At 70.7% G+C, this 25031-nt stretch carries 22 protein-coding genes; 9 read left to right on the top strand and 13 right to left on the bottom strand.

Features of this window, described 5'->3' with window-relative positions; genetic code table 11:
- Positions 1–120: 120 nt before the first annotated feature.
- From OG496_RS46350 to OG496_RS46330, 5 genes are read right to left on the bottom strand one after another with little or no spacing between them, the layout of a single operon-like run.
- A complete protein-coding gene (locus OG496_RS46350; RefSeq protein ID WP_366492158.1) occupies positions 121–993 on the bottom strand; it encodes a glycosyltransferase family 2 protein in 873 nt (290 codons plus the stop codon).
- Positions 994–998: 5 nt separating this feature from the next.
- Positions 999–1778, bottom strand: a complete 780-nt coding sequence (locus OG496_RS46345) for a CDP-alcohol phosphatidyltransferase family protein (RefSeq protein WP_317880951.1) — start codon at positions 1776–1778, stop codon at positions 999–1001.
- Positions 1756–2817 (bottom strand): iron-containing alcohol dehydrogenase family protein, encoded by a 1062-nt coding sequence (locus OG496_RS46340; RefSeq protein WP_405975166.1) that lies wholly within the window; start codon positions 2815–2817, stop codon positions 1756–1758. Before OG496_RS46340 ends, OG496_RS46345 begins: the two co-directional genes overlap by 23 nt.
- Complete coding sequence (locus OG496_RS46335) at positions 2805–3557, bottom strand: sugar phosphate nucleotidyltransferase (RefSeq protein ID WP_399389028.1); 753 nt, start codon at positions 3555–3557, stop codon at positions 2805–2807. Before OG496_RS46335 ends, OG496_RS46340 begins: the two co-directional genes overlap by 13 nt.
- Positions 3554–5338: a DUF5941 domain-containing protein gene (locus OG496_RS46330; RefSeq protein ID WP_405975165.1), complete on the bottom strand. Its 1785-nt coding sequence runs from the start codon at positions 5336–5338 to the stop codon at positions 3554–3556. Before OG496_RS46330 ends, OG496_RS46335 begins: the two co-directional genes overlap by 4 nt.
- Positions 5339–5614: 276 nt before the next feature.
- On the opposite strand from OG496_RS46330, the gene galE reads away from it, so the two are divergent.
- From galE to idi, 3 genes are all read left to right on the top strand, one after another.
- Positions 5615–6586: a UDP-glucose 4-epimerase GalE gene (gene galE / locus OG496_RS46325; protein ID WP_405975164.1), complete on the top strand. Its 972-nt coding sequence runs from the start codon at positions 5615–5617 to the stop codon at positions 6584–6586.
- Positions 6587–6721: 135 nt separating this feature from the next.
- Complete coding sequence (locus tag OG496_RS46320) at positions 6722–7660, top strand: cation diffusion facilitator family transporter (protein ID WP_405975163.1); 939 nt, start codon at positions 6722–6724, stop codon at positions 7658–7660.
- Between the two features lie 237 nt (positions 7661–7897).
- Positions 7898–8491 carry an isopentenyl-diphosphate Delta-isomerase gene (gene idi / locus OG496_RS46315; RefSeq protein WP_405975162.1) on the top strand — a complete coding sequence of 198 codons (594 nt, stop codon included), beginning with the start codon at positions 7898–7900 and terminating at the stop codon, positions 8489–8491.
- A gap of 9 nt (positions 8492–8500) precedes the next feature.
- On the opposite strand, the gene OG496_RS46310 is transcribed toward idi, so the two are convergent.
- Positions 8501–9016, bottom strand: a complete 516-nt coding sequence (locus tag OG496_RS46310) for an ATP-binding protein (RefSeq protein ID WP_405976836.1) — start codon at positions 9014–9016, stop codon at positions 8501–8503.
- 203 nt (positions 9017–9219) lie between these two features.
- Between OG496_RS46310 and OG496_RS46305 the strand changes: the two genes are divergently transcribed.
- Complete coding sequence (locus tag OG496_RS46305) at positions 9220–10005, top strand: enoyl-CoA hydratase/isomerase family protein (RefSeq protein ID WP_399389035.1); 786 nt, start codon at positions 9220–9222, stop codon at positions 10003–10005.
- On the opposite strand, the gene OG496_RS46300 is transcribed toward OG496_RS46305, so the two are convergent.
- A complete protein-coding gene (locus OG496_RS46300; protein ID WP_405975161.1) occupies positions 9992–10627 on the bottom strand; it encodes a DJ-1/PfpI family protein in 636 nt (211 codons plus the stop codon). The two genes, OG496_RS46305 and OG496_RS46300, sit on opposite strands and share 14 nt — an antisense overlap.
- A 29-nt stretch (positions 10628–10656) precedes the next feature.
- Complete coding sequence (locus OG496_RS46295) at positions 10657–11628, bottom strand: GlxA family transcriptional regulator (RefSeq protein WP_405975160.1); 972 nt, start codon at positions 11626–11628, stop codon at positions 10657–10659.
- A gap of 113 nt (positions 11629–11741) precedes the next feature.
- Here OG496_RS46295 and OG496_RS46290 point away from each other — a divergent pair, with 113 nt between their 5' ends.
- The 3 genes from OG496_RS46290 to OG496_RS46280 all read left to right on the top strand — a co-directional run bounded on the left by OG496_RS46290 (position 11742) and on the right by OG496_RS46280 (position 15821).
- Positions 11742–12611, top strand: a complete 870-nt coding sequence (locus OG496_RS46290; protein WP_405975159.1) for an SCO6745 family protein — start codon at positions 11742–11744, stop codon at positions 12609–12611.
- Between the two features lie 93 nt (positions 12612–12704).
- Entirely contained in the window at positions 12705–15098 is a 2394-nt protein-coding gene (locus OG496_RS46285) for a Tex family protein (protein WP_405975158.1), read from the top strand.
- A gap of 105 nt (positions 15099–15203) precedes the next feature.
- Positions 15204–15821, top strand: coding sequence for a DinB family protein (locus OG496_RS46280; RefSeq protein WP_405975157.1), 618 nt, complete (start codon positions 15204–15206; stop codon positions 15819–15821).
- A gap of 19 nt (positions 15822–15840) precedes the next feature.
- Here the strand turns inward: OG496_RS46280 and OG496_RS46275 are convergent, their stop codons facing one another.
- Together OG496_RS46275 and OG496_RS46270 are read right to left on the bottom strand one after the other, a co-directional pair.
- A complete protein-coding gene (locus tag OG496_RS46275; RefSeq protein WP_405975156.1) occupies positions 15841–17484 on the bottom strand; it encodes an ABC-F family ATP-binding cassette domain-containing protein in 1644 nt (547 codons plus the stop codon).
- 70 nt (positions 17485–17554) lie between these two features.
- Positions 17555–18580 carry an oxidoreductase gene (locus tag OG496_RS46270; protein ID WP_405975155.1) on the bottom strand — a complete coding sequence of 342 codons (1026 nt, stop codon included), beginning with the start codon at positions 18578–18580 and terminating at the stop codon, positions 17555–17557.
- A gap of 78 nt (positions 18581–18658) precedes the next feature.
- Here OG496_RS46270 and OG496_RS46265 point away from each other — a divergent pair, with 78 nt between their 5' ends.
- On the top strand, positions 18659–19606 hold the full coding sequence (locus tag OG496_RS46265; protein ID WP_405975154.1) for an FAD-dependent oxidoreductase: 948 nt from the start codon (positions 18659–18661) through the stop codon (positions 19604–19606).
- A 111-nt stretch (positions 19607–19717) separates the two neighbouring features.
- Here OG496_RS46265 and OG496_RS46260 read toward each other — a convergent pair whose 3' ends face one another.
- Positions 19718–21667 carry a Xaa-Pro dipeptidyl-peptidase gene (locus tag OG496_RS46260; protein WP_405975153.1) on the bottom strand — a complete coding sequence of 650 codons (1950 nt, stop codon included), beginning with the start codon at positions 21665–21667 and terminating at the stop codon, positions 19718–19720.
- 222 nt (positions 21668–21889) lie between these two features.
- On the opposite strand from OG496_RS46260, the gene OG496_RS46255 reads away from it, so the two are divergent.
- Entirely contained in the window at positions 21890–23377 is a 1488-nt protein-coding gene (locus OG496_RS46255; RefSeq protein ID WP_405975152.1) for a M1 family metallopeptidase, read from the top strand.
- Positions 23378–23452: 75 nt separating this feature from the next.
- Here the strand turns inward: OG496_RS46255 and OG496_RS46250 are convergent, their stop codons facing one another.
- Positions 23453–24382 carry a PfkB family carbohydrate kinase gene (locus OG496_RS46250; RefSeq protein WP_405975151.1) on the bottom strand — a complete coding sequence of 310 codons (930 nt, stop codon included), beginning with the start codon at positions 24380–24382 and terminating at the stop codon, positions 23453–23455.
- A 113-nt stretch (positions 24383–24495) separates the two neighbouring features.
- The gene (locus OG496_RS46245) at positions 24496–24987 is read right to left on the bottom strand and encodes a macro domain-containing protein (RefSeq protein WP_399389049.1); all 492 of its coding nucleotides are present in this window, start codon (positions 24985–24987) and stop codon (positions 24496–24498) included.
- Between the last annotated feature and the right edge of the window lie 44 nt (positions 24988–25031).

Genomic DNA, 25031 nt, shown 5'->3' with positions numbered 1-25031 from the left:
ACGACTGTCTTGCGTTCGTCTTACGGAATTGTGCTACAGGAACTGACATGTATCCGCCGCCGGATACGTATCGAGGGGTCGGCCGCGCGTCCCGCGCGCGGGACGCGCACCCCGAGCTTGTCAGATGACCGGAGGACGGCCCAGCCGGGTCAGGCGCCACACCGTACGCCACCGCATGGGCCGGCGCGGTCCGCACGGAGTGGTCCAGCCCTCCTTGAACCCGCCGAACCAGGCCTGCAGCGCCGGGCGCGAGGGGCGGCGCAGGAGGGTGAGGAGCAGCCATACCCCGAGGTAGACGGGGACGAGGGGCGCGGGGAGGTTGCGGCGGGCCAGCCAGACCCGGTTGCGGGCGACCATGCGGTGGTAGACCGCGTGCCGCGAGGGCGCGGTCGTCGGGTGGTACAGCACCATGTCGGACCGGTAGTCGATCATCCAGCCCGCGTCGAGGGCCCGCCAGGCGAGGTCGGTCTCCTCGTGGGCGTAGAAGAACTCGTCCGGGAGTCCGCCGACCTCGGCGAAGACCTTCGTGCGGACAGCGTTGGCGCCGCCCAGGAAGGTGGTGACCCGGGAGGAGCGCATCGGGTCGGAGGCGCGCAGTCGCGGGACGTGCCGGCGCTGGGTGACACCCGTCTCCGGGTCGGCGATGCGGAAGCTGATGATGCCGAGGCGGGGGTCGGCGGCGAAGGCCTGCCGGCACAGCTCGGCGGTGTCGTGCTGGGCGAGGAGCCCGTCGTCGTCGAGGAACATCACTATGTCGACATCGCGACCGGCGGGCCCGAAGGCCTCCAGGCCGATGTTGCGGCCGCCGGGGATGCCGAGGTTCTCGGGCAGTTCTATGGTCCGGACGCCCGCGGGGACGTCCGGCACGGGCGAGCCGTTGCCGACGACCACCGCCTCGACCCGGTCGCCGTCCTGCTTGGCGACCGAGTCGAGCAGCGCCCGCAGTTCGTCGGGGCGGTTGCCCATGGTGATGATCACCGCGCCGACCTTCATGCCGCTCACTTCAGCCTGCTCGACGCGAGGATCGACACCAGGTGCAGCAGGGTCTGGAGCAGCGCGATGCCGGCGAGTACGGCGACGCCGAGCCGCGAGTAGAACAGGTCGCCGCGCATCTGGTCCACGATCGCGAGGACCAGGATCAGCAGGGACGCCTCGATGCCGAGGATCAGCCGGTGGAACTTGAAGGCGGCGGCGGCCCGGCGGGCCAGCGCCATCCCGGAGGAGCGCATCTCGGCCGCGGACTCCTGGACCGGTGCCTTGCCGGTCTGGTGCCGGGCGACGCCGACCAGGTCGGTCTCGGCCTTGATGAGGATCGCGCCGAGCGCGGCCAGCGTCCCGAGGAAGGCCCACAGCCAGTCGATACGGCCGCTGCCCCACAGGTCGGCGGCGCGCAGCCCGAAGCCGACGAGCACGGCGGCGTCGGTCAGGTAGGCGCCGACCCGGTCGAGGTAGACCCCCGCAAGGGAGTACTGCTTGCGCCAGCGGGCGATCTCGCCGTCGACGCAGTCCAGCAGCAGATACATCTGGACGCACACCACGCCGAGCACGGCGCCCGTGATCCCCGGCACCAGCAGCGCCGGGGCCGCGAGCACCCCGAAGACGGTCATCAGGTACGTGAGCTGGTTGGGCGAGACCCTGGTGTTCACCAGGTAGCGGTCGACCCGCAGAGACACCTCACGCATGTAGAGGCGTCCCATCCAGTGCTCACCGCTGCGCCGGTCCTTCACCCCTGCGGGGTGGACGACGGGACGGAGTTCAGCTACCGATGGCCTTGACATAGTCGGTGTACATGTCCTTGATCTGGTCGGTTTTCAGGTCGAGGTGTTCGAGGATGGTGTAGCGGCCGGGACGGGTCTCGGGGGCGAACTCCACGGCGCGGACGAACTCGTCCACCGTGAACCCGATCTCCTCCGGCAGCACGGGCAGTCCGTGCCGGCGCAACACCTCGGCCATGTAGGCCGATTCCTCGTGGGCTCCGCGCAGGTACATCGCGAAGGCCGCGCCCAGTCCGCACTGCTCGCCGTGGGCGGCCGCGCGTTTGGGGAAGAGCAGGTCGAAGGCGTGGTTGATCTCGTGGCAGGCACCGGAGGCCGGGCGGGAGTCCCCGGAGATCGACATGGCGACACCGGTGAGGACCAGCGCCTCGGCGAGCACCTGGAGGAAGGCGTTGTCGCCGACCCCGCCGGGGTGCCGCAGCACGGCCTCGCCCGCCTGCCGGGCCATGGCCGCGGCCAGCCCGTCGATCTTCTCGTCCTTGACGCGGTTCGCGAGTTCCCAGTCCGCGATCGCGGAGATGTTGGAGATCGCGTCCCCGATGCCCGCCCGCACGAAGCGGACCGGTGCCTCGCGGATCACGTCCAGGTCGATGACGACCGCGATCGGGTTCGGCACGCCGTAGGAGCCGCGGCCCGCGTCGTTGTCGAGGGTGGCGACCGGCGAGCACAGGCCGTCGTGCGCGAGGTTCGTCGGTACGGCGACCAGCGGCAGGCCGATGCGCGCCGCGGCGAACTTGGCACAGTCGATGATCTTGCCGCCGCCGAGGCCCACGACCGCGTCGTAGTGACCGGCCTTCATGTCGCCGGCCAGCCGGATCGCGTCGTCGAGGGTGCCGCCGCCGACCTCGTACCAGGTGGCGCCGGGCAGACTCGGCTCCAGGCGTGCGCGCAGCCGCGCGCCGGAGCCGCCGCTGACGGCGACCGCGAGCCGGCCGGAGTGCGAGATGCGCTGGTCGGCGAGGACGCAGGCCAGGTCGTCGAGGGCACCCGGGCGGATGTCGACGACGACGGGCGAGGGGATCAGCCGGGTCAGTACAGGCACGCGATCTCCCGCCCCTTGGCCAGATCGTCGTGGTTGTCGATCTCGACCCACTTGATGTCGCCGATCGGGGCCACGTCGATCCGGAAGCCGCGGTTCACGAGCTCCTGGTAGCCGTGCTCGTAGAACTGCTGCGGGTCGGTCTCCCACACCGTCTTGAGCGCGTCGGCCAGCTCGGACATGGCGTCGCCCTCGATGAGGGTGACGCCGATGTACTCGCCGGTCGCCTCGGCCGGGTCCATCAGCTTGGTGATCTTCGTCATGCCCTTGGCGGGGTCGACGACGACCTTCATCTCCTCGTCCGCGAGGGACTTGACGGTGTCGAGGGCGAGGATGATCCGCTTGCCCTCGCCGCGCGCCGCGAGCAGCGTCCGTTCGACGGAGACCGGGTGGACGGTGTCGCCGTTGGCGAGGATCACGCCGTCCTTGAGGGCGTCACGTCCGCACCACAGGGAGTAGGCGTTGTTCCACTCCTCGGCCTTGTCGTTGTCGATGAGGGTGAGCTTGAGGCCGTACTTCGCCTCAAGGGCCGCCTTGCGGTCGTACACGGCTTCCTTGCGGTAGCCGACGATGATCGCGACCTCGGTCAGACCGATCTCGGCGAAGTTGCCGAGCGTCAGGTCCAGGACCGTGGGTTCGCCCTCTATGCCCGCGGGCCCCACCGGCACCAGAGCCTTGGGAAGGCTGTCGGTGTAGGGGCGCAGACGCCGTCCGGCGCCGGCCGCCAGCACGAGGCCGATCATGCGGGTTCTCCTTCATCGTGTACGGCGGGTGCCCCTGCGGACACCCAGAAGCGGATGCTCTCGACGAGCACCAGCAGGGCCACGGCCACGGCGAGGACCGTGAGCGCGACCGTGAACTGCGACGCGGTGAGCGCGGCGGCGAGAACGGTGACGAGCAGCGTCCGCCCTTCCTGCCCCCCTATGACGCGCACCAGCCAGGCCGGGGGCGCCCCGGCGTTGCCGCGGATGCGGTACACCGTGTCGTAGTGATGGTAGGCGACGGCGGCCACCAGGCCGAAAGCCGCCGGAAGCGCTCCGTTCACCTCCGCTTCAGCCGCGAGGATCAGGACGGTGCAGTATTCCGCCGCCCGGAAGAGCGGGGGGACCAGCCAGTCGAGGGCGCCCTTGAGGGGACGGGACAGTGCCTGCCCGGCGGCGATCGCGTAGACGACGGCACCCGCCACGGGGGCCCAGGTGACCCCGGAGAAGAGGGCCGCCACGAGAACCGCCGTACCGGCGAGCGCGATCAGGAACGGCGCACCGAGGCGGGCGGGGCTCACGCGGGCCACGGCCGACGCGATCGGCCCGTTGTCCGCGAGGTCCGCCAGCGCCTGTGCCGCCCGGTCCGTGCGCCGCGCCTTGCGGGTCAGTGAGCGCAGCACCCGGCCCGCCGTCGTGTACGTCGCCGCGAAGGCGCAGCCGACGAGGAGGACGTAGAAGGTGATGCGGGGGGTCGTCGCGGCCGTGAGGACGGCGATCATCGCCCATCGTTCGCCGATGGGCAGCACTATCATCCGGCGCACCCAGACCGTCCAGCCGACGCTGTCGAGCTTGTCGGAGAGGGCGGCGGTGGGGCTGGTGTTGGCGGTGGCGTCGTGGTTGGCCTCGTTGAACGAGAAGTCCACGACGTGCCGGCAGGTCTGCAGGATCATCGCGCCGAGCGCGAGCGCCCACACGTCGTCGCCGCCCCGGGCCGCTCCGAGCGCCAGGCCGGCGTAGTAGGCGTACTCCTTGGCGCGGTCGAAGGTGGCGTCGAGCCAGGCGCCGAGCGTCGAGTACTGCAGGGCGTAGCGGGCGATCTGTCCGTCGACGCAGTCGAGGACGAAGGAGCAGAGGAGCAGTACGCCGGCCACGACGTAGCCGCCGCGGGTGCCGGTGGCCGCGCTGCCCGCCGCGATGAGCGCGGTGAGCAGGGACGCGGTGGTGACCTGGTTCGGGGTGAGGCCGCGGCGGGCGCACCAGCGCGCGATGTAGCGGGAGTACGGGCTGATGAAGTGGGTGGTGAAGAAGCCGTCGCGGGACTTCACGGCCGACTTCAGGCGTACGGCCTCGTCGTCTACGGCGGCGACGGCCTGCCGTGCCTCGTTGCGGGCCTGCGGGTCGGCGGGGACCGTGGCGACGAGGCTGCCCAGCTCGGGGCGGTGCACGGCGCAGCCGTCGGCGTCGAGGGCGGTGACGACGCGGTCGGCGAGGTTGTCGAGGAGGGTCGTACCGCCGCCCGCCGAGTGCTCGCGGGCCACCGCGCGGGTCAGCGCCTGACGGCCGGCCGGCTGCGCGGTGACGGCGCCCGGTACCGCGGCGAGCGGGAAGCGGGGGTCGGTGAGGCCGAGGCGCAGCGCGTGCGGGTGGCCCACGAAGCGGGCGTCCACGACGGCGACCCGCTGGTCACCGGGGACCGCCGCGAGGAGCGTCTCCGCCTCGGTGGTGTCGGCGGCGGTCCGGACGTCGAAGCCGAGCGACCGCAGATCGGTCTCGATCGACGATCCGGGGACCGGCTGACCGGTGAGGATGGCGGTCGGCAACCGAACTCACTCCCTGGGTCCGACGCTCGGGCGCCGGTCATGTGCATGGTGGTGGCGCCCTTCGGGTGGCACCCGGGCGGCATGTCGGCAGAGGCTATCGGATGCTCTCAAGCCCGTGTTCACCGGCCGTTCATGGCCTGATCAACACGGTCTGCCAGCGCCTCCGCCGAGATCATCATCGGGGATTCGGGGCCCGCCCGACAAACCGCACCCGTCAGACCGGGCATCGCGGGACATTGCGGAGGCCCTCTCCGTATCGACATAGGGTGAATGCCCATGACATGGCTGATCACCGGCGGAGCCGGATACATCGGGGCGCATGTGGCACGGGCGATGGCGGACGCCGGGGAACGTGTCGTCGCCCTGGACGACCTCTCGGCGGGACACCCCGCACGCCTTCCTACGACCGTCCCGCTCGTCCACGGTTCCTCCCTGGACGGCGACCTCCTGAAGCGGGTGTTCGCCGAGCACGGGGTGACCGGGGTCGTGCATCTCGCGGCACGCAAGCAGGTCGCCGAGTCCGTGGCGCGGCCGACGTACTACTACCGGGAGAACGTGGGCGGCCTGGCGACCCTCCTGGACGCGGTCGCCGGCGCGGGCATCGAGCGGTTCGTGTTCTCGTCCTCGGCGGCGGTCTACGGCGACCCGGGCGTCGACCTGATCACCGAGGACACCCCGTGCGCGCCGGTGAACCCGTACGGCGAGACCAAGCTCACCGGTGAGTGGCTGGTCCGGGCGGCGGGCGCGGCGCACGGCATCGACACGGTGTGCCTGCGCTACTTCAACGTGGCGGGCGCCGCCGCCCCCGAGCTGGCCGACACGGGCGTCTTCAACATCGTCCCCATGGTCTTCGACCGGCTCACCCGTGACGAGGCCCCGCGGATCTTCGGCGACGACTATCCGACACCGGACGGCACCTGCGTCCGCGACTACATCCATGTCGCGGATCTCGCGGAGGCCCACCTGGCGGCGGCCCGGCGGCTGTCCGACGGCGGTGCGAGCGGCGACCTGACGGTCAACATCGGCCGTGGGGAAGGGGTTTCGGTCCGTGAGCTGGTCACGGTGATCGGCGAGGTCACCGGGGACCGGCGGCCGGCCGTCGTCGAGGGGCGGCGTCCCGGGGACGCGCCGCGCGCGGTCGCCTCCGCCGAGCGGGCCGCCGTGGAGCTGGGATGGACGGCTCGGCGTGGGGTGCGGGAGATGGTCGGGTCGGCGTGGCAGGGGTGGCGACTGCACCACGCCAAGTGAACTTAGGCTGCCCTGACCTGCGATTTGTTTGCGCAGGTCAGGGCACATGACAACGGTGTTCAGTGCCGCGTTGCCCGATACCCCCCACCCGTAGTTCACTGGGGCCCCGGGCAGTAATCAGGAGGGCGGCATTTCATGGGGGCAGGGCACGACCACGGGCACTCGCACGGCGCTCCCGTCACCGGTACGGCGGCGGCCGCGTACCAGGGCAGGCTGCGGATCGCGCTCGGGATCACGATCACCGTGATGGTGGTCGAGGTCGTCGGCGGACTGCTCGCGGACTCCCTCGCGCTCATCGCGGACGCGGCCCACATGGCGACGGACGCGCTGGGCCTCGGCATGGCGCTGCTGGCGATCCACTTCGCGAACCGGCCGGCCGTCGGCAACCGCACCTTCGGTTACGCCCGCGCGGAGATCCTCGCCGCGCTCGCCAACTGTCTGCTGCTGCTCGGCGTCGGCGGCTACGTCCTGTACGAGGCGGTCCAGCGGTTCGTCACGCCGGCCGACACCGAGGGCGGGCTGACCATCGTGTTCGGCCTGATCGGCCTGGTCGCGAACATGATCTCCCTCACGCTGCTGGTGCGCGGCCAGAAGGAGAGCCTGAACGTGCGGGGCGCGTTCCTGGAGGTGGCCGCGGACGCGCTGGGCTCCCTGGCGGTGATCATCTCGGCCGTGGTGATCCTGACCACGGGCTGGCAGGCGGCCGACCCGATCGCCTCCCTCGCGATCGGCCTGATGATCGTGCCGCGCACGCTGAAGCTGCTGCGCGAGACCCTGGACGTGCTGCTGGAGTCGGCTCCCAAGGACGTCGACATGCAGGACGTGCGCACCCACATCCTGGCCCTGGACGGGGTCGAGGACGTCCACGACCTGCACGCGTGGACGATCACCTCGGGCATGCCGGTGCTCTCCGCGCACGTCGTCGTCCGCTCGGACGTGCTGAACGCCATCGGCAACGAGAAGATGCTCCACGAACTCCAGGGCTGCCTCGGCGACCACTTCGACGTGGAGCACTGCACCTTCCAGCTGGAGCCCCGCGGACACGCGGAGCACGAGGCGAAGCTGTGCCACTGACGTTCCCATGAGGCTCGCACGAGGTCCGTATGAGCCCCGTACGGCCCGTACAGCTTCCGCGCTGACAGAAATCGACCGGTTTCGACGGCGTGCGGCCCGTCGCCGCGCGCCCGTGTCCTCAGTCCCGCGCCCCACCCCCCGACGGTTCCGCCGTCGCCGCGCCGGGCACGATGAACTGCCGGGAGTGCCGGATTCGTACGGCAGACTTGGCCTTGAGGACCGATGTGAAGGATGGGTATGCCGACCACACCTGCCACCGCGACGCACAACTCGTCGAACGGCACCGCTGACGCGATCTTGCTCGAACTGGTCGACGAGAGCGGCGTGACGATCGGCACCGCCGAGAAGCTCACCGCCCATCAGCCGCCGGGGCAGCTGCACCGGGCCTTCTCCGTCTTCCTCTTCGACGAGCAGGGCCGGCTGCTGCTCCAGCAGCGGGCGCTCGGCAAGTACCACTCCCCCGGTGTGTGGTCCAACACCTGCTGCGGTCACCCCTACCCCGGCGAGGCGCCCTTCGCGGCGGCGGCCCGGCGGACGTACGAGGAGCTGGGGGTGTCCCCGTCGCTGCTCGCGGAGGCGGGCACGGTGCGCTACAACCACCCGGACCCGGACTCGGGCCTGGTGGAGCAGGAGTACAACCACCTCTTCGTCGGCATGGTGCAGTCGCCGCTGCGGCCGGACCCGGAGGAGGTGGGCACGACCGCGTTCGTGACCCCCGCCGAGCTGGACGAACGGCACGCGAAGGACACCTTCTCGTCCTGGTTCATGACGGTGCTGGACGCGGCCCGTCCAGCGGTCAGGGAGCTGACGGGCCCGTCCGCGGGCTGGTGACCTCCTCGGCTACGGCACCTGCGCGGGCTTGAGCGGCAGGGCGGCCCAGATCACCTTGCCGCCGCTCGCCGTGTGCTCGACGTCGCAGACGCCGCCCGCCTCCCGGGTCACCTCGCGCACCAGGAGCAGTCCCCGGCCGCCGGTCTCGTCATGGTCGGCCACCAGGGCGGTCGGGCGGTAGGGGTGGTTGTCCTCGACGGACACCCGCACCCACTCGGCGCCGACGGCGACCTCCACGGCGAGGGTCGGCGACAGCAGCACCGCGTGCCGGACCACGTTGGTGACCAGCTCGGAGACGATCAGCAACAGCCCCTGCAACACCTCGTCCGAGAGGGGCACGCCCTGCCGGAAGAGCAGGTCCCGTACGGCGTGTCGCGCCTGTGGGACGGAGGCGTCGACTGCGGAGGCGGTGAACCGCCAGACTCCCTCGTACGGCAGCGGATCCGGCGGGGCGGGGACGGGATCCGGGGGATCGTCTCTGCCGCCTTCTGGGCGCGGGCCTGACCCACGCCCGTGGTTCTCCATCGTCCGGTCGCCACCCTTGCGCTCGATTGTCACCACCCGACGAGTGTTGGCGTGGACCCGCGCCACCCCGGATGACTGAACAGAAGTCAGCAGTTATCGGACGCTTTCCGATCGTTTCCATGCGGCCCGGTCGACTGTGGGATCGCCTCTGTTCCTCTCGTGCGACTTCGCGAACTCTTCGGGTTGTACGTAGCATCCGGCGCATGGAGCCCCGCCTGCTGCACGACGTCACCGACTCGGTCGCCACCGTCGTCGTCCACCACCCCGGCAAGCGCAACGCGATGACCGCCGAGATGTGGCGCTCGCTGCCGCCGCTGCTCGACACCCTGGCCGCCGATCCGGCCGTACGGGCGCTCGTGCTGACCGGTGAGGGCGGGACGTTCTGTGCCGGGGCCGACATCTCGACGCTGCGGGGGTCGGCGGGTGAGGCGCAGGGGCTGGCGGTGCTCGCGGAGGAGGCGCTCGCGGCGTTCCCGAAGCCGACGTTGGCGGCGATCCGCGGTCATTGTGTGGGCGGCGGTGCGCAGTTGGCGGCGGCCTGTGATCTGCGCTTCGCCGAGGAGGGCGCGCTGTTCGGGGTGACTCCGGCGAAGCTCGGGATCGTGTATCCGGCGTCCGCCACCCGGCGGCTGGTGTCGCTGGTGGGTCCCGGGACCGCCAAGTACCTGCTGTTCTCGGGCGAGTTGATCGACGCGGAACGGGCGCTGCGTACCGGGTTCGTCGACGAGCTGCTGCCCGAGGGCGAACTCGCCAAGCGGGTCGCGGAGTTCACCCGGGTGCTGGTCTCCCGCTCGCAGTTGACGCAGGCGTCGGCGAAGGAGTTCGCCAACGGGCTTACGGACAGGGACGGTTACTGGGCCGAGCAGGCGCGCGGCAGCGGCGACACCGCGGAGGGCGTCGCCGCGTTCCTGGAGCGCCGGGCGCCGCGCTTCACCTGGACTGCGTCAGGGACCACTCCAGGGACTGCCTCAGGTACTACTTCAGGATGAAACGGCTGCTCGCGCGGAACCTCTCGACGAGGTGCGCGGGCGCCTTCTCCGGGGACCCCGCGTCGTAGGGCGGTTGCGGGTCGTACTCGGTCAACAGCTGTACGGCCTGGGCATGTTCGTCGCCCGCGATCCGGCCGAGCAGGGTGAGCCCCATGTCGATGCCGGAGGAGACACCGGCCGCGGTGACGTACTTGCCGTCGGTCACGACCCGCTCCCCCGTGGGTTCCGCGCCGAACTGCTTCAGGTGGTCCAGGGCGAGCCAGTGGGAGGTCGCGCGGCGGCCCTGGAGCAGTCCCGCGGCTGCAAGCAGCAGGGAGCCCGTGCACACCGAGGTCGTCCAGGTGCTGGTGGCGTCGGCGGTGCGCAGCCAGTCCAGGAGGGTCGCGTTCTCCATCTGCGGGGTCTGGCCGGGGCCGCCCGGGACGACCACGATGTCGGGGTTCGGTACGTCGGCGAGGGTGCGGTCGGCGACGAGTGCCAGGTTTCCGGTCTCGTTGCGGACGGGGCCGGTCCGCTCGGCGACGAAGACGGTCTCCGAATCCGGGAGGCGGCCGAGGGTCTCGTAGGGGCCTACGGCGTCCAGGGCGGTGAAGCGGTCGAAGAGGACGATGGCGATCTGCATCGGGGCCTTTCGTGTTCGGGGTCCGGTCTTCAGCGGGTCGGTGTTGCCCGTGTGCTCTGTGTCGGGTGGAAGCGGCGGCGGTACTCGGCCGGGGCCGTGCCGAGGGTCTTGAGGAAGGCTCGGCGCATGGACTCGGGGGTGCCGTAGCCGCTGGCTCGGGAGATCTCCTCGACGCCGTCGCCGGTGTCCTCCAGGAGGCGGCGGGCGTGTTCGAGGCGGACGCGGTCGACGTAGCGGCCGGGGGTCATGCCGGTCTCGGACTGGAAGGCGCGGGTGAAGTGGCGGGGCGAGAGGCGGGCGCGGGCGGCGAGGGAATCGACGCTCAGGTCGTCGCCGGGGTGCTCGGTGATCCACTGCTGGACCTCGCGGAGGGGCTCCCGCTGGGCCGTCTGGGCGGCGAGCTGGGCGCTGAACTGGGCCTGGTTCCCCGGCCGGCGCAGGAACACGACCAAGTGGCGGGCGATGGTCAGCGCCGTGTCCCGGCCCAGGTCCTCCTCGACCAGGGCGAGGGCGAGATCGATGCCCGAGGTGACACCGGCCGAGGTGGAGACGGGTCCGTCGCGGACGAAGATCGGGTCCGGGTCGACCTCGATCGTGGGATGGTCGCGGGCGAGTTTCGCGCAGTACGACCAGTGCGTGGTGGCCCGGCGACCGTCCAGGAGGCCCGCCTCGGCGAGCAGGATCGCCCCGGTGCACACGGAGACCAGCCGCTCCGCGCGCGGCCCGTGTGCGCGCAGCCAGTCGGTCACGCGCGGGTCCGGGCCGCGCGTGCCCGGGCCGCCGGGGACGAGGAGCGTGTGCGGGGCGGGCGCGTCAGCGAGGGCCGAGTCCGGTACGACGGTCAGGCCGCTGGAGGTGCGCACCGGGCCGCCGTCCAGGGAGGCCGTACGGATGCGATAGGTCCCGGGTGTCTGTGTCTCGGCGCCCGCGAAGACCTCCACGGGGCCGGTGACATCGAGGCTCTGGACGTCGTCGAAGAGGACCACCAGGACGGTTCGCATACCGTCGATTCTTCGCGCTCCGTGTGATGGCCGCAATGACGGGTACCCCACCTTTCCTGCCATCCGGAACCCACCCCTGGAGCCCGTACCGACCAGTCGGTAACGTGACCGTCATGACTACTGCCGCCGTCGATCACCGTGCCGGGCGCCGCTGCTACAACGCGCTCAACTCCCTGCACTCCACGCTCTACTTCTCGCCCGACCTGGGGAAGGAGTTCGGCGCTCTCGGAGTCACGCATCCCGGGGCCGTCAACTTCGCCGTACGGGCGGCGGCGATGGGCCAGGTCGGTCCCGGCACGGTGACGGCGACCTTCTACAACTACAAGTACGACCTCGTGGCCCGGCACGTGCCCGCCGTGTGGGAGACCGCCTCCCCGGAGCAGTGCCTCCACGCACGCGCGCGTGCCGTCGACGCGACCCTGCGGCGCCTGCTCGGCGAGGACGCGGTGACGTCGGAGGAGATGGCGGAGGCGGCGCGTCTGGCACTGCGGGCCGCTGAAGCATGCTCGCGTCCCGCCCGGCCGCTGTATGCCGCCCACGCCGACCTGCCGCTCCCCGAGGAGCCGCACCTCGCGTACTTCCACGCGGCCACACTGCTGCGCGAGCACCGCGGCGACGGTCACCTGGCCGTCCTGATGTCCGCCGGACTCGACGGCCTGGAGGCCGTGGTCACCCACACCGCGACCGGCAAGGGCATGGCCCCGAAGTGGGTGTTCGGCTCGCGCGGGTGGAACCAGGAGGAGTGGGACACCGCTTCGGGACGGCTCCGGGAGCGCGGACTGCTCGACGGGGACGGCGAGTTGACGGAGGCGGGGGTCGCGCTGCGCGCCGAGATCGAGGCGGAGACCGACCGGCTGGACCGGGCGCCGTACGAGCATCTGGGTGCCGAAGGGGTCGTACGTCTGACCGAACTGGCGACCGGGTTCGCGCGGCTGGCGCTCGCGGCCGGGGCGTTTCCCCGGGATCTGCTCGGCAAGAGCTAGGCACCGGACCCGCAGGACAGCGCCCTGATCCCCGACTGTCAGTGTCACCTGCCACAATTGCCGCGCAACCTCAGTGGAGAAGGCGGTACGGGCGTGACGACACCCCTCGTAGGGTCCATCGAAGGCAGGATCGCCGAGGAGCTCGGCGTACGGGAGCGGCAGGTGAAGGCTGCCGTCGAGCTGCTCGACGGCGGTTCGACGGTCCCCTTCATCGCCCGCTACCGCAAGGAAGCGACCGAGATGCTCGACGACGCGCAGCTGCGCACGCTCGAAGAGCGGCTGCGGTATCTGCGGGAGCTGGAGGAGCGGCGGACCGCGATCCTCGAATCGGTGCGCGAGCAGGGCAAGCTCACCGAGGAGTTGGCGGCGCAGATCCGCGCCGCCGAGACCAAGGCGCGCCTTGAGGACATCTACCTGCCCTACAAGCCCAAGCGGCGGACGAAAGCCCAGATCGCGCGCGAGGCCGGCCTGGAGCCGCTCGCGGAGGGGCTGTTGGGCGACCCGAGCGTGGAACCGCTGGCCGCGGCCGCCGCGTTCGTCGACGCCGACAAGGGTGTCGCCGATCCGCAGGCCGCTCTCGACGGCGCGCGGGCGATCCTCACCGAGCGGTTCTCGGAGGACGCCGACCTGATCGGCGAGCTGCGTGAGCGGATGTGGGGGCGCGGGCGCCTCGCCGCGAAGGTGCGGGACGGCAAGGAGGAGGCGGGCGCCAAGTTCGCCGACTACTTCGACTTCTCGGAGCCGTTCACCGCGCTGCCCTCGCACCGCATCCTCGCGATGCTGCGCGGCGAGAAGGAGGACGTCCTCGATCTCGTCCTGGAGCCCGAGGAGGACACCGAGGGGCCTTCCTCCTACGAGGGGATGGTCGCCCACCGCTTCCAGGTCCTCGACCGCGGCCGTCCGGGCGACAAGTGGCTTCAGGACACGGTCCGTTGGGCCTGGCGCACCCGCATCCTCGTGCACCTCGGCATCGACCTGCGGCTGCGGCTGCGGACGGCCGCCGAGGACGAGGCGGTCAACGTCTTCGCCTCGAACCTCCGCGACCTGCTGCTCGCCGCACCGGCCGGCACCCGCTCGACGCTGGGCCTGGACCCCGGTTTCCGTACGGGCGTGAAGGTGGCCGTCGTCGACGCGACCGGCAAGGTCGTCGCCACGGACGTGATCTACCCGCACGTCCCGGCCAACAAGTGGGACGACGCCCTCGCCAAGCTGGCCCGCCTCTGCGCGCAGCACTCGGTCGAGCTGATCGCGATCGGCAACGGCACGGCGTCCCGCGAGACCGACAAGCTCGCCGGTGAACTCATCACCAAGCACCCGGAGTTGAACCTCACCAAGGTGATGGTGTCCGAAGCCGGCGCGTCCGTGTACTCGGCGTCCGCGTTCGCCTCTGCCGAACTGCCCGACATGGACGTGTCGTTGCGCGGCGCCGTCTCCATCGCGCGCCGACTCCAGGACCCGCTCGCGGAGTTGGTGAAGATCGACCCCAAGTCGATCGGTGTCGGCCAGTACCAGCACGACCTGTCCGAGGTGAAGCTGTCGCGTTCGCTGGACGCGGTGGTCGAGGACTGTGTGAACGGCGTCGGCGTGGACGTCAACACGGCCTCCGCGCCGCTGCTTTCACGCGTCTCCGGCATCACCTCCGGCCTCGCCGAGAACATCGTGTCGCACCGCGATGCCAACGGCCCGTTCAAGTCGCGTACCCAGCTGAAGAACGTGGCACGGCTCGGCCCGAAGGCGTACGAGCAGTGCGCGGGCTTCCTGCGCATCCGGGGTGGCGACGACCCGCTCGACTCCTCCAGCGTGCACCCCGAGGCGTATCCGGTGGTGCGGCGGATGGTGAAGACGGCGGGCAGCGAGGTGGCGTCGCTCATCGGCAACACGTCGGTGCTGCGCTCGCTGAAGCCGACCGAGTTCGTGGACGAGACGTTCGGTCTGCCCACCGTGACCGACATCCTGAAGGAGCTGGAGAAGCCGGGACGCGACCCTCGGCCCGCCTTCAAGACGGCCACGTTCAAGGACGGCGTCGAGAAGATCTCCGACCTCGCCCCCGGGATGGTCCTGGAGGGTGTCGTCACGAACGTCGCCGCGTTCGGGGCGTTCATCGACGTCGGGGTCCACCAGGACGGTCTCGCCCACGTTTCCGCCCTGTCCAAGACGTTCGTCAAGGACCCGCGGGACGTGGTGAAGCCGGGTGACATCGTCAAGGTGAAGGTCCTCGACGTGGACATCCCCCGGAAGCGGATCTCGTTGACGCTGCGGCTGGATGACGAGGCGGCGGCCTCCGGCGGGGAGCGGCGGCAGCAGGGCGGTGGTGGCGAGCGTCGGCAGCAGGGCGGTGGGCGTCCGCCGCAGCAACGTCAGCAGCAGCGGCAGGGTGGTCAGGGCGGTGGATCGCGGCAGGCGGCTCCGCCGCCGGGCAACAGTGCGATGGCTGATGCTCTGCGGAAGGCGGGGTTGCTGGACCCCGGCAAGAAGGGCAAGCGCTGACGGCTTCGCCGGTCAGGTTGTGGGGAGCTGCGGGCCGGTGGGGGCCGGTCGCGCAGTTCTCCGCGCCCCTTCAGGGCGCATGGCGCCCTGCTACAGACTGGGGGCATGATCTCACCGGACTTCAAAGCCGACCTGCGGATCATTCTGCAGGACGCCCGTGACACGTTGCTCTGGAAGCTCGAAGGGCTGTCGGAGTACGACATCCGGCGGCCGATGACGCCGACCGGAACCAATCTGCTGGGGCTGGTCAAGCATCTCGCCGGGGCCGAGGCGTTCTACTTCGGGACGGTGTTCGGGCGGCCGGTCGACGGGCCGGAGTTGTGGATCGCGGGGAACGCCGAACCGAACGCGGATCTGTGGGCGACCCCGGACGAGACACGTGACCAGATCGTCGGCGACTATCGACGGATCTGCGCGCACTCCGACACGACGATCGAGACACTCCCCTTGGACGCGATCGGCCGCATACCCGGTGCAGGAGGCAACGAACTCACCCTGCACCGCACCCTCGTCCACATGACCTACGAGACGTCCCGACACGCGGGCCACGCCGACGTCGTACGGGAACTCATCGACGGGACGGTGGGCCAACGCGTCGGGGGCACCAACATGGCTCCTGGCGACGCGAGTTGGTGGACGGAGCACCGGGACCGAGTGGAACGGGCCGCCCTTAAGGGGCGCGGGGAACTGCGCGACCTGCCCCCACCGGCCCGTACCCAATGAACCGCCCAACCAGCGGAGCTCACCGTTGCTCAGTCACCTTCCCGTCCGCCACCTCAAGCCGCCGAGTCACCTGCACCGCATCCAGCATCCGCCGATCATGGGTCACCAACAGCAGCGTGCCCTCGTACGCATCGAGGGCCGACTCCAACTGCTCGATAGCCGGCAGGTCCAGGTGGTTCGTCGGCTCGTCCAGCACCAGGAGGTTGACACCCCGGCCCTGGAGCAGGGCCAGCGCGGACCGGGTGCGCTCACCGGGTGACAGCGTCCCCGCCGGACGCATCACGTGATGCGCCTTCAGCCCGAACTTGGCGAGCAGCGTGCGGACTTCGGCGGGCTCCGTGTCCGGCACGGCCGCGCAGAACGCGTCGAGCAGCGACTCCGTACCGTGGAACAACTGCCGGGCCTGATCGACCTCGCCCACCAGAACACCCGAGCCCAGCGTCGCGTGCCCCGCGTCCAGCGGGATACGGCCGAGCAGCGCACCGAGCAACGTCGACTTGCCCGCGCCGTTCGCGCCGGTCACCGCGACCCGGTCCGCCCAGTCGATCTGCAGGGACACCGGTCCGAAGCTGAAGTCACCGCGCCGCACCTCGGCATCCCGCAGGGTCGCGACGACCGCACCCGAGCGCGGCGCGGACGCGATCTCCATCCGCAGTTCCCACTCCTTGCGGGGCTCGTCGACGACATCGAGGCGTTCGATCATCCGCTGCGTCTGCCGCGCCTTCGCCGCCTGCTTCTCGCTCGCCTCGCTGCGGAACTTGCGGCCGATCTTGTCGTTGTCGTTGTTCGCCTTGCGGCGGGCGTTCTTGACGCCCTTGTCCATCCAGCCGCGCTGCATCTGCGCCCGGTCCTGGAGCGCGGAGCGCTTGTCGGCGTACTCCTCGAAGTCGTCGCGGGCGTGCCGGCGTGCCACGTCCCGCTCCTCCAGGTACGCCTCGTAGCCGCCGCCGTAGAGGTTGATCTGGTTCTGGGCCAGGTCGAGTTCGAGGACCTTGGTGACCGTGCGGGTGAGGAACTCGCGGTCGTGCGAGACGACGACCGTGCCCGCGCGCAGGCCGGAGACGAAGCGTTCGAGGCGCTCCAGGCCGTCGAGGTCCAGGTCGTTGGTGGGCTCGTCGAGCAGGAAGACGTCGTAGCGGGAGAGGAGGAGGGAGGCCAGGCCCGCGCGTGCCGCCTGGCCGCCGGACAGGGACGTCATCGGCTGGTCCAGGTCGATGGCGAGGCCCAGGGTGTCGGCGATCTCCTCGGCCCGTTCGTCGAGGTCCGCGCCGCCCAGGTCGAGCCAGCGCTCCAGGCTCGCCGAGTACGCGTCGTCGGCGCCGGGTGCGCCGTCCACCAGTGCCTGTGTGGCCTCGTCCATGGTCCGCTGGGCCTCGGCGACCCCCGTACGGCGCGCGAGGAATGCGCGCACGCTCTCGCCCGGGCGCCGGTCCGGCTCCTGCGGGAGGTGGCCTACGGTCGCTGCCGGCGGGGAGAGGCGCAGTTCGCCCTCCTCGGGGGCGAGGAGCCCGGCGAGCATCCTGAGCAGGGTGGACTTGCCCGCGCCGTTGGCACCGACAAGGCCGATCACATCGCCGGGGGCGACGACGAGGTCGAGCCCGGTGAAGAGAGCGCGGTCGCCGTGTCCGGCGGCGAGATTCTTGGCGACGAGAGTGGCAGTCATCAGACCGCCGATCCTAATCTGTCCCCTTCGCTGCCCGCGCCGCGGATTTTCCCCGCCCTCGCCGCGGCTTTCACCGCGCCATCGCCTCCACCAGCACGCTCCCGGTCGTCCGGGCCACGACGAAGGACTCGCCCTTCACCGCCTTCGCGTCCAGGGCGATGCGGTGACGGCCGGGTTCCAGCACGCCGTCGAAGACGTCCTGCGTGTGGCTGCGGTACAGGCGGTCGAGACGGTACGCCGTGACGCGCACCCGGCACGGTGAGGTGACCTCGATGCCCGCCTCGCCGTCGGCGGCGACCAGGCGGGTCAGCCGGTGCTGCTCGGCGGGGCGGCGGTCCAGGGCGTGTTCGATCTGGGCGACGAGGAGCGGGACGATGGGCGCGAGGCCGTCGACGTACGCGACGTCGACCCCGGCGCGGTCGAACGCGGCCCGTACGGCGGCCCGTTGCTCCTCCGTGACGGCCCGGCCGAACGCCACGGCGCCGTAGCCGCGGAGTTCGTCGGCGGGGACGTGGGTCGCGTCGCCGGTGATGTCGGCGCCGATGCCGATGGCGCGCAGGGCGGCGGCGAGCTTGTTCAGGACGGCCACGCGGGCGCCGATCAGCAGGACGCGGCGTTTGGCGACCGGTGGCTCGGCGCCGTCGATGAGGGAGTCGAGGGCCGCGCGGTACTCGGCTCCGGCGAAGCGGAACGGCCCTATGCCGTGGTAGCCGTTGCGCTCCAGGTCGGCGTGTTCGTCGGTCTGCCAGGCGAAGTCGCGCCAGATGAAGTCGGCGCCGTCCTGCTGGATGACGGCGGTGACGGCGCCGCAGGCCAGGTCCTCGCACTCGGGACAGCCGTAGATGACGTAGCGGCCGCCCTTCAGGGGTGGGTCCGTCTCCAGGAGGAGGCTGCGGACCTGGGCGGTGAAGATCGCCGGGGGGACGTCGGAGGCGAGCGGGGAGACGGCGTCCAGGTCGGTGAGCTGGAACAGCAGCGGGCGGCCGTCGACGATGAAGTCGACGAAGTCGCGGTGCACCTGGTAGCCGCCGTCCGCGAGGACTTCACCGGCGCGCATCGCCGGTGCCAGGCCGAAGGCCGCGTATTCGGCAGACATGCTGTGAGTATCCCCAGCGCGAGGACGATATGAGCACGGCATGACATATTCCGCTAGCGTCCGCGCATGGAGAGCGGCATGAGTGGCGATGTGATCGTGGTCGGCGGGGGCGTCATCGGACTGACGACGGCCGTCGTGCTGGCGGAGCGCGGTGCCCGGGTGCGGGTGTGGACGCGGGAACCTGTCGAGCTGACGACCTCGGCGGTCGCGGGCGCGCTGTGGTGGCCGTACCGGATCGAGCCGGAGGCGCTCGTCGGTGAGTGGGCGCTCCAATCCCTCGTCGTGTACGAGGAGTTGGCGGCGCGGCCCGAGGAGACGGGCGTACGCATGGTCGAGGGTGTACAGGGCGGGACGCGGCTGGACGAGCTGGGGTCGTGGGCGGCCCGGGTGCCGGGGCTGCGGCCGGCGCTGGCCGAGGAGTACGCGGGCGGCGGGCTGTGGGCGCGGTTGCCGCTGATCGACATGCCGGCCCATCTGCCGTGGCTGCGGGGGCGGTTCCTGGAGCTGGGCGGGACCGTCGAGGAGCAGTCGGTGGTGGATCTCGGGGAGGTGCCGGCGGCCGTCGTGGTCAACTGCACGGGGCTGGACTCCCTGGACCTCGTGCCCGATCCCTCGGTGCGGCCGGTGCGCGGGCAGTTGGTCGTCGTGGAGAACCCGGGGATCACGACCTGGCTGACGTCCGTCGACCACTCGGCGGACACGTCCACGTACTTCTTCCCGCAGCCGGGCGGGCTGATCCTGGGCGGCACGGCCGAGGAGGACGCCTGGTCGATGACGCCCGATCCGGCGGTGGCCGAGGCGATCATCGCCCGCTGCGCGGCGATCCGCCCGGAGATCGCTGAGGCGCGGGTGCTGGAACACCGGGTGGGCTTGCGGCCCACCCGGCCCTCGGTGCGGCTGGAGCGTGAAGTACTGCGAGACGGGCGGGTGTTGGTGCACAACTACGGTCACGGTGGGGCGGGGATCACGGTGGCGTGGGGGTGTGCGCGGGAGGCCGCGGAGTTGGTGGAGACGGAGCGGGGCTGAGCCGCGGGGCTCGGGATCAGGTCCTCAGGGCGGCCCACCGGTACGACATGCCAGAGCTCGGTTTGGGGCGGCGGAGCCCACTCGCGCCGCCGCCCCGCACCGGGTCGGTGATCAGTTGCCGGGGATCCGCTGGGCGCTGCGCGGTGCCCGTACGCCGTCGAGGGTCTCGGCGTCGGATGTCACGGACTTGCTGCCCGCCGTGGCCTTCGCGAACGCCGACGCGCCGCCGACGAGCGGGAGTTGGGCCGCGGTGCGGGACAGGTTCAGGGTGAGGGTCGGGGTGGTGGACGGCGGGTCGATGAGGTCCTTGTCCGTGCCCGCGACGATCAGGGCGAGGCGGTGTCCGGCCGGGACGACGTGGTCGGTCGCCGCCAGGTCGAGGGTGATGGTGTACGCCTTGCCCGGGGTGAGCGGTACGCCCTTCGTGGCGGAGGCGTAGTGGCCGAGGTCGGCCCAGCCGCGGCTGAAGACGTTGTAGTCGACTGCCTTGGTCTTGGCCTGAGTTGCCAGGAAGCACGCGCTGTCGCCCGCCGTGCTCTCACCCCAGCAGGTGCGGTTCGTGAGCGTGGTGATGCCCTCGGCCGAGTCGGCGTAGTCGCGGATGGTGTCGGGGCCGACGTCGACAAGTACGGCCGACAGATGGGCCGTTGAGGTCGTGGGCGTCGCGGTGATCGTCACCTTCGAGGAGCCCGACAGACGCAGGTCCTTCGTGAGGGGTCCGGTGACGAAACCGGCCTTGTCCGCGGTCGACTTGTCGATCGCGGCCGCCCAATCGGTCTCGCTCTCCTGGGGGTTGTCGGTGAACGTCTCGGTGCCCGCACCGGTGCCGAGGCCGAGCGTGCCCACTCCCGCCTGGGCGCCCCGCGCCGGGTGGAGGGTGGTCGTCGCGGTGCCGCTCGGCGGCCAGGTCGCCGAGGTGACCCACTGGTCCGGGTGGCGTTCGACGTCGGCCATCGGCCGGCGGTCGATTCCGTTGTCGTAGCCGAGGAGTTCGTGGTCGAACCAGCGGTGCAGGGTGTCCACGAAGTCGGCGCGACGGTAGTCGAAGGGGTCGACGTGGCCGGTCTGGGAGAGCCAGATCTTGCGCTCGACGCCGTTCTTGGCGAGGGCGTCCCACCACTGGCCGAAGTTCTTGGTGCGGACGTTGAGGTCCTGCATGCCATGCACGAGGAACACGCTGGCCTTGACCTTGCTCGCGTCCTTCACGTAGTCGCGCTCGGTCCACAGCGGGGTCCAGTCGCCGGTGCGCGGGGCGCCGTCGACGAGTTTCTTCTGTACGGCCGCGCACTTGGCCTGTGCGTCGGGGCTCTCGACGGCGTCGGACAGCCAGTCGGGGCCGGAGTCGTAGAGCGGGGCGCCCTGGGCGAAGTAGTAGTCGTACCAGGAGGAGATGGAGCTGATTGGGACGATCGTCTTCAGGCCCTTCACGCCGGTGGCGGCGACGCCGTTGGCGATGGTGCCGTCCCAGCTCTTCCCGATCATCCCGGTGTCGCCGTTGGTCCAACTCGCTTGCGAGCGAACGGTTCCGGTGCGTGTCGTGTATGCCTTGGCGCGTCCGTTGAGCCAGTCGACGACGGCCTTCGCGGACTGGATGTCGGAGCGGCCACCTACGTCGACGCAGCCGTCGGAGCGGTTGGTGCCGGCGAGGTCGACGCCGACGAAGGCGTAGCCGCGGGGCACGAAGTAGTTGTCGTAGAAGAGCGGCATCTGGACAACGTTGCCGCCGGCGTCGTACGTCTTCAGCTGGCTCTCGTTGCCGCGACCGCAGCAGGAGTAGTAGGGGCTGGCGTCCATGATGACGGGGACCTTGCGGCCCTGTCGGGCGGGTTCGCTCGGGCGGACGATGTCGACGGCGACCCGGTCGGGCTTTCCGTCACCGTCGCCGTCGAGACCGGTGTCCACCCAGACGGCCTCACGGATGGCCTTGGCGTAGGAGTAGACGGGTTGGCTCTCCTGTGGGGCGCTCTGGGCCACTGTCGGGGTGAGAAAAGTGGCCAGGAGGGCGGCGGTCGCCGCCGTCGCGAGCGATCTCCAGATCGTGAAGCGCGTGCGTTTCGGCATGCGCGGACGGTACATCGGTCAACTCCCGTGCTGGAAGAGGCACTCGGGGTCATGACGGCCGAATGGCGATCGTGTGACAGGAGGGACCGTGGACAGGCGCGGGGCCACAGGGAGTGAATAGCCTTTGAACAGACTTCGTGGACCGACCCCTACGGCTCTTCGACCTTCGTGGACCCCCATGGCTCTCCGGTTTTTCGTGGAGCCCTACGACTTGGAGTTCTCGTGCACCGCAGAATCATCGCGCCGGGCGCCCTCGCGGCGGCCTCCCTCATGCTGGCGATCCCGGCATCGGCGGCAAGCTACTCCCCCGGCGCTCCGGGCATCGGCGACCCCTACTACCCGTTCTACGGCAACGGCGGATACGACGTCTCGCACTACGACCTCAGGCTCCAATACCAGCCCGCCACCGACGAGTTGGCGGGCACGGCGACGATCCTCGCCAAGACCACGCAGGATCTCTCGCGGTTCAATCTGGACTTCCTGCTGGATGTCAGCGAGATCCGGGTCAACGGCGCCGCGGCGACGTTCGCGACCTCCGGCCAGCACGAGTTGGAGATCACCCCGAAGACGCCGCTGCCGAAGGGCACGCCGATCACGGTCGTGGTCCGCTACAGCGGTGTGCCATCGACGAAGAGCGCGTACGGCTTCAACACCTGGCACCGCACCCCGGACGGCGCGGTCGCGGCTGACGAGCCCGAGTCCGCGTGGTGGTGGTTCCCGAGCAACGACCACCCCAGCGACAAGGCGACCTACGACGTGTCGGTCGCGGTGCCGAACGGCACCCAGGCCATCTCCAACGGCACGCTCCAGTCGACGAGTTCACAACTCGGCTGGACCCGCTACAACTGGCGCCAGAACAAGCCGCAGGCCACCTATCTCGCCACGCTCGCCCTCGGCAAGTTCGACATCACGACCAGCACCTCGGACGGTGGCGTCCCGGTCATCAACGCCTATAGCAAGGACCTCGGCGACAACGACGGGGCGGCGCGGGCGAGCGTCGAGCGCACCGGGGAGATCGTCGACTGGCTGAGCGGTTACTTCGGTCCGTATCCGTTCAGCAGCGCCGGCGGGTACGTCCCCAACACGACCACCGGGTACGCGCTGGAGACCCAGACCCGCGTCTACTACAGCCAGAAGCAGTTCGCGAACGGCGCCAACACCTCTGTCGTGGTGCATGAGTTGGCCCACCAGTGGTACGGCGACGACGTGTCCCTGAAGGGCTGGAAGGACATCTGGATCAACGAGGGCTTCGCGCGGTACGCGCAGTGGCTCTGGTCCGAGCACGAGGGCGAGGGCACGACGCAGCAACTCGCCGACTACGTCTACGCCTCGCACCCGGCGGACGACGCGTTCTGGACGATCGCGCCGGGTGACCCCGGTCCGGAGGACCAGTTCGAGCTTCCGGTGTACGACCGGGGTGCGTTGGCCATCCAGGCGCTGCGGAACGAGATCGGTGACGATGCGTTCTTCGCGGTTCTGAAGGGGTGGCCGAAGGAGCACGCGTACGGCAACGCGTCGGTCGCGGACTTCCGGGCGTACGCCGAGCAGGTGTCGGGGAAGTCGCTGTCCGCGCTCTTCGACACGTGGTTGTTCCAGCCGACGAAGCCTGCGGCTCCGGCGGCGCGGAGCGCGGCCATCGCGAAGGCCTCTGTGGCTCCGGTGCAGCCGAAGTCGTGGAAGAAGATCGCGGCCACGAACGACGTGCACTGAGCGTCTGCCGGGTTCTGTGGGGTGGGGGCTGCGGGGCGGCTGTGGCTGGTCGCACCCACGCGGCGGAGCCGCATATCAACACAGCCCCGCGCCCCTACGGGGCGCTGTCCCTGCCCTGGTCAGGAGTTCGCCGCGGGTTATCGCCCCCGTCTCCGTGGACGGCACCGTGCAGGCGTGGGCGCCCGCGATCGTGCCGTAGAGGGCGGCGCGTTGTGGTGTCTCTCGGTTGAGCCAGCCGTAGAGGAAGGCGGCGGCGAAGGCGTCGCCCGCGCCGTTCGAGTCGACCAGCGGGGAGGGCGGGGTGACAGCCGGGATGTGGGTCACCTCGTCGTCGGCCAGCAGATACGCGCCCTCCGCTCCGGCCATGGCGACGACCAGCTCGGCCCGGCCCCGCTCGGCGATGGCGCGCATGGTGCGTCCGGGGTCGCCGGTCAGGGCGGTGGTGGACAGGAAGACGATGTCCGCCGCGTGGGCGAACTCCGCCTGGTACGGGTTCTCGCCGTCCCAGTTGTGCAGGTCCGTCGAGATCGTCGTGCCGGACTCGCGCAACAGCGGGAGGGCATGGGCGCAGGGCTGGGTGATGGAGACGTGGGCGTGGCGGCTCCGCGTGGCGAGGGCGCGCACCGTGGGTTCCGGGAGGCGGTCGTCGGGGTGGGCGCGGGTCGCGTCGTAGAGGGAGAGGCGCCGGCCGTCGGGGCCCACGAGGTTGACCGCGCGCTTGGTGCCGGCGGGCTGCGGGACTTCGGTGAGCGGGATGGCGTGGTCGCGGTGCAGGGCGCGGACCAGGTCGCCCTCGGGGTCGGCGCCGAGCATGTCGAGGTGGTGGGTGCGCAGGCCCAGCGCGCTGAGGCCGAGGGCGACGAAGTCGCCGGTCTGGCCGGCGCGGGTGCGGATGCCGGGGTCGATCATGTAACTGTCGGCGTACGGGAGCGGTAGTTCGGGGACGTGGACGATGGTGTCCACTCCGGCGCCGCCGAGGACGAGGACGTCGATGTCACGGCTCATGGGTCTCCCTGTCGGATGCGAGCAGCGAGTCAAACAGGCGGCGGGGATCATCGCAAGGACTTGCGCAAGGTTCCGCAACTCCTTTCATTCCGCGTCGAGTTGAGCCCGCCTGCTCAGCCCTCGTGGTCGTACACCGTCACCGCGATCCCCCTCCGCACCAGCCGCTCGGTGATCAGCGGTTCGACCCGTGACCACGTGCCGCCCGCGAGGCCGCACCCTATGCGGGGCATGTGCACGGACGCGCCGAGCTCGGCCGCGCGCTCGGCCAGCAGGCCCAGCGCCGTGTCGATCGCCTCGTAGCGCACGGGGACGCCCTTGCTGCCCGTGCGTATGCCGCGCTGGCCGATCATGTTGGCGACCCAGACATGGCGCTCGACCTGGACGAGCTGGACGGCGCCCAGGCCGAAGTCGTTGGCCGCGCGGTCCCGGTGCCAGGACCGGTACGCCTTCTCCGGTTCCGGCCAGTGGCGCGACAGTGCCAGCACGAAGCCCTTTCCCCAGCCCCCGATGTCGTTGCAGACATGCGCGATCACCTTGACGCCCTTGACCGACGGAACGGTCGCGTCTCCCCTGACGTAACTGATCTCCGAACTGATCCCCGACATGCGATCCACCGTAGGCGCCACCACTGACAACGGGCCTGGTGCGG

Source organism: Streptomyces sp. NBC_00988 (genome assembly GCF_045162645.1).
Taxonomy (GTDB): Bacteria; Actinomycetota; Actinomycetes; order Streptomycetales; family Streptomycetaceae; genus Streptomyces.
Note: the sequence above shows the minus strand (reverse complement) of the source record. Positions and strands in the feature narration are given on the sequence as shown.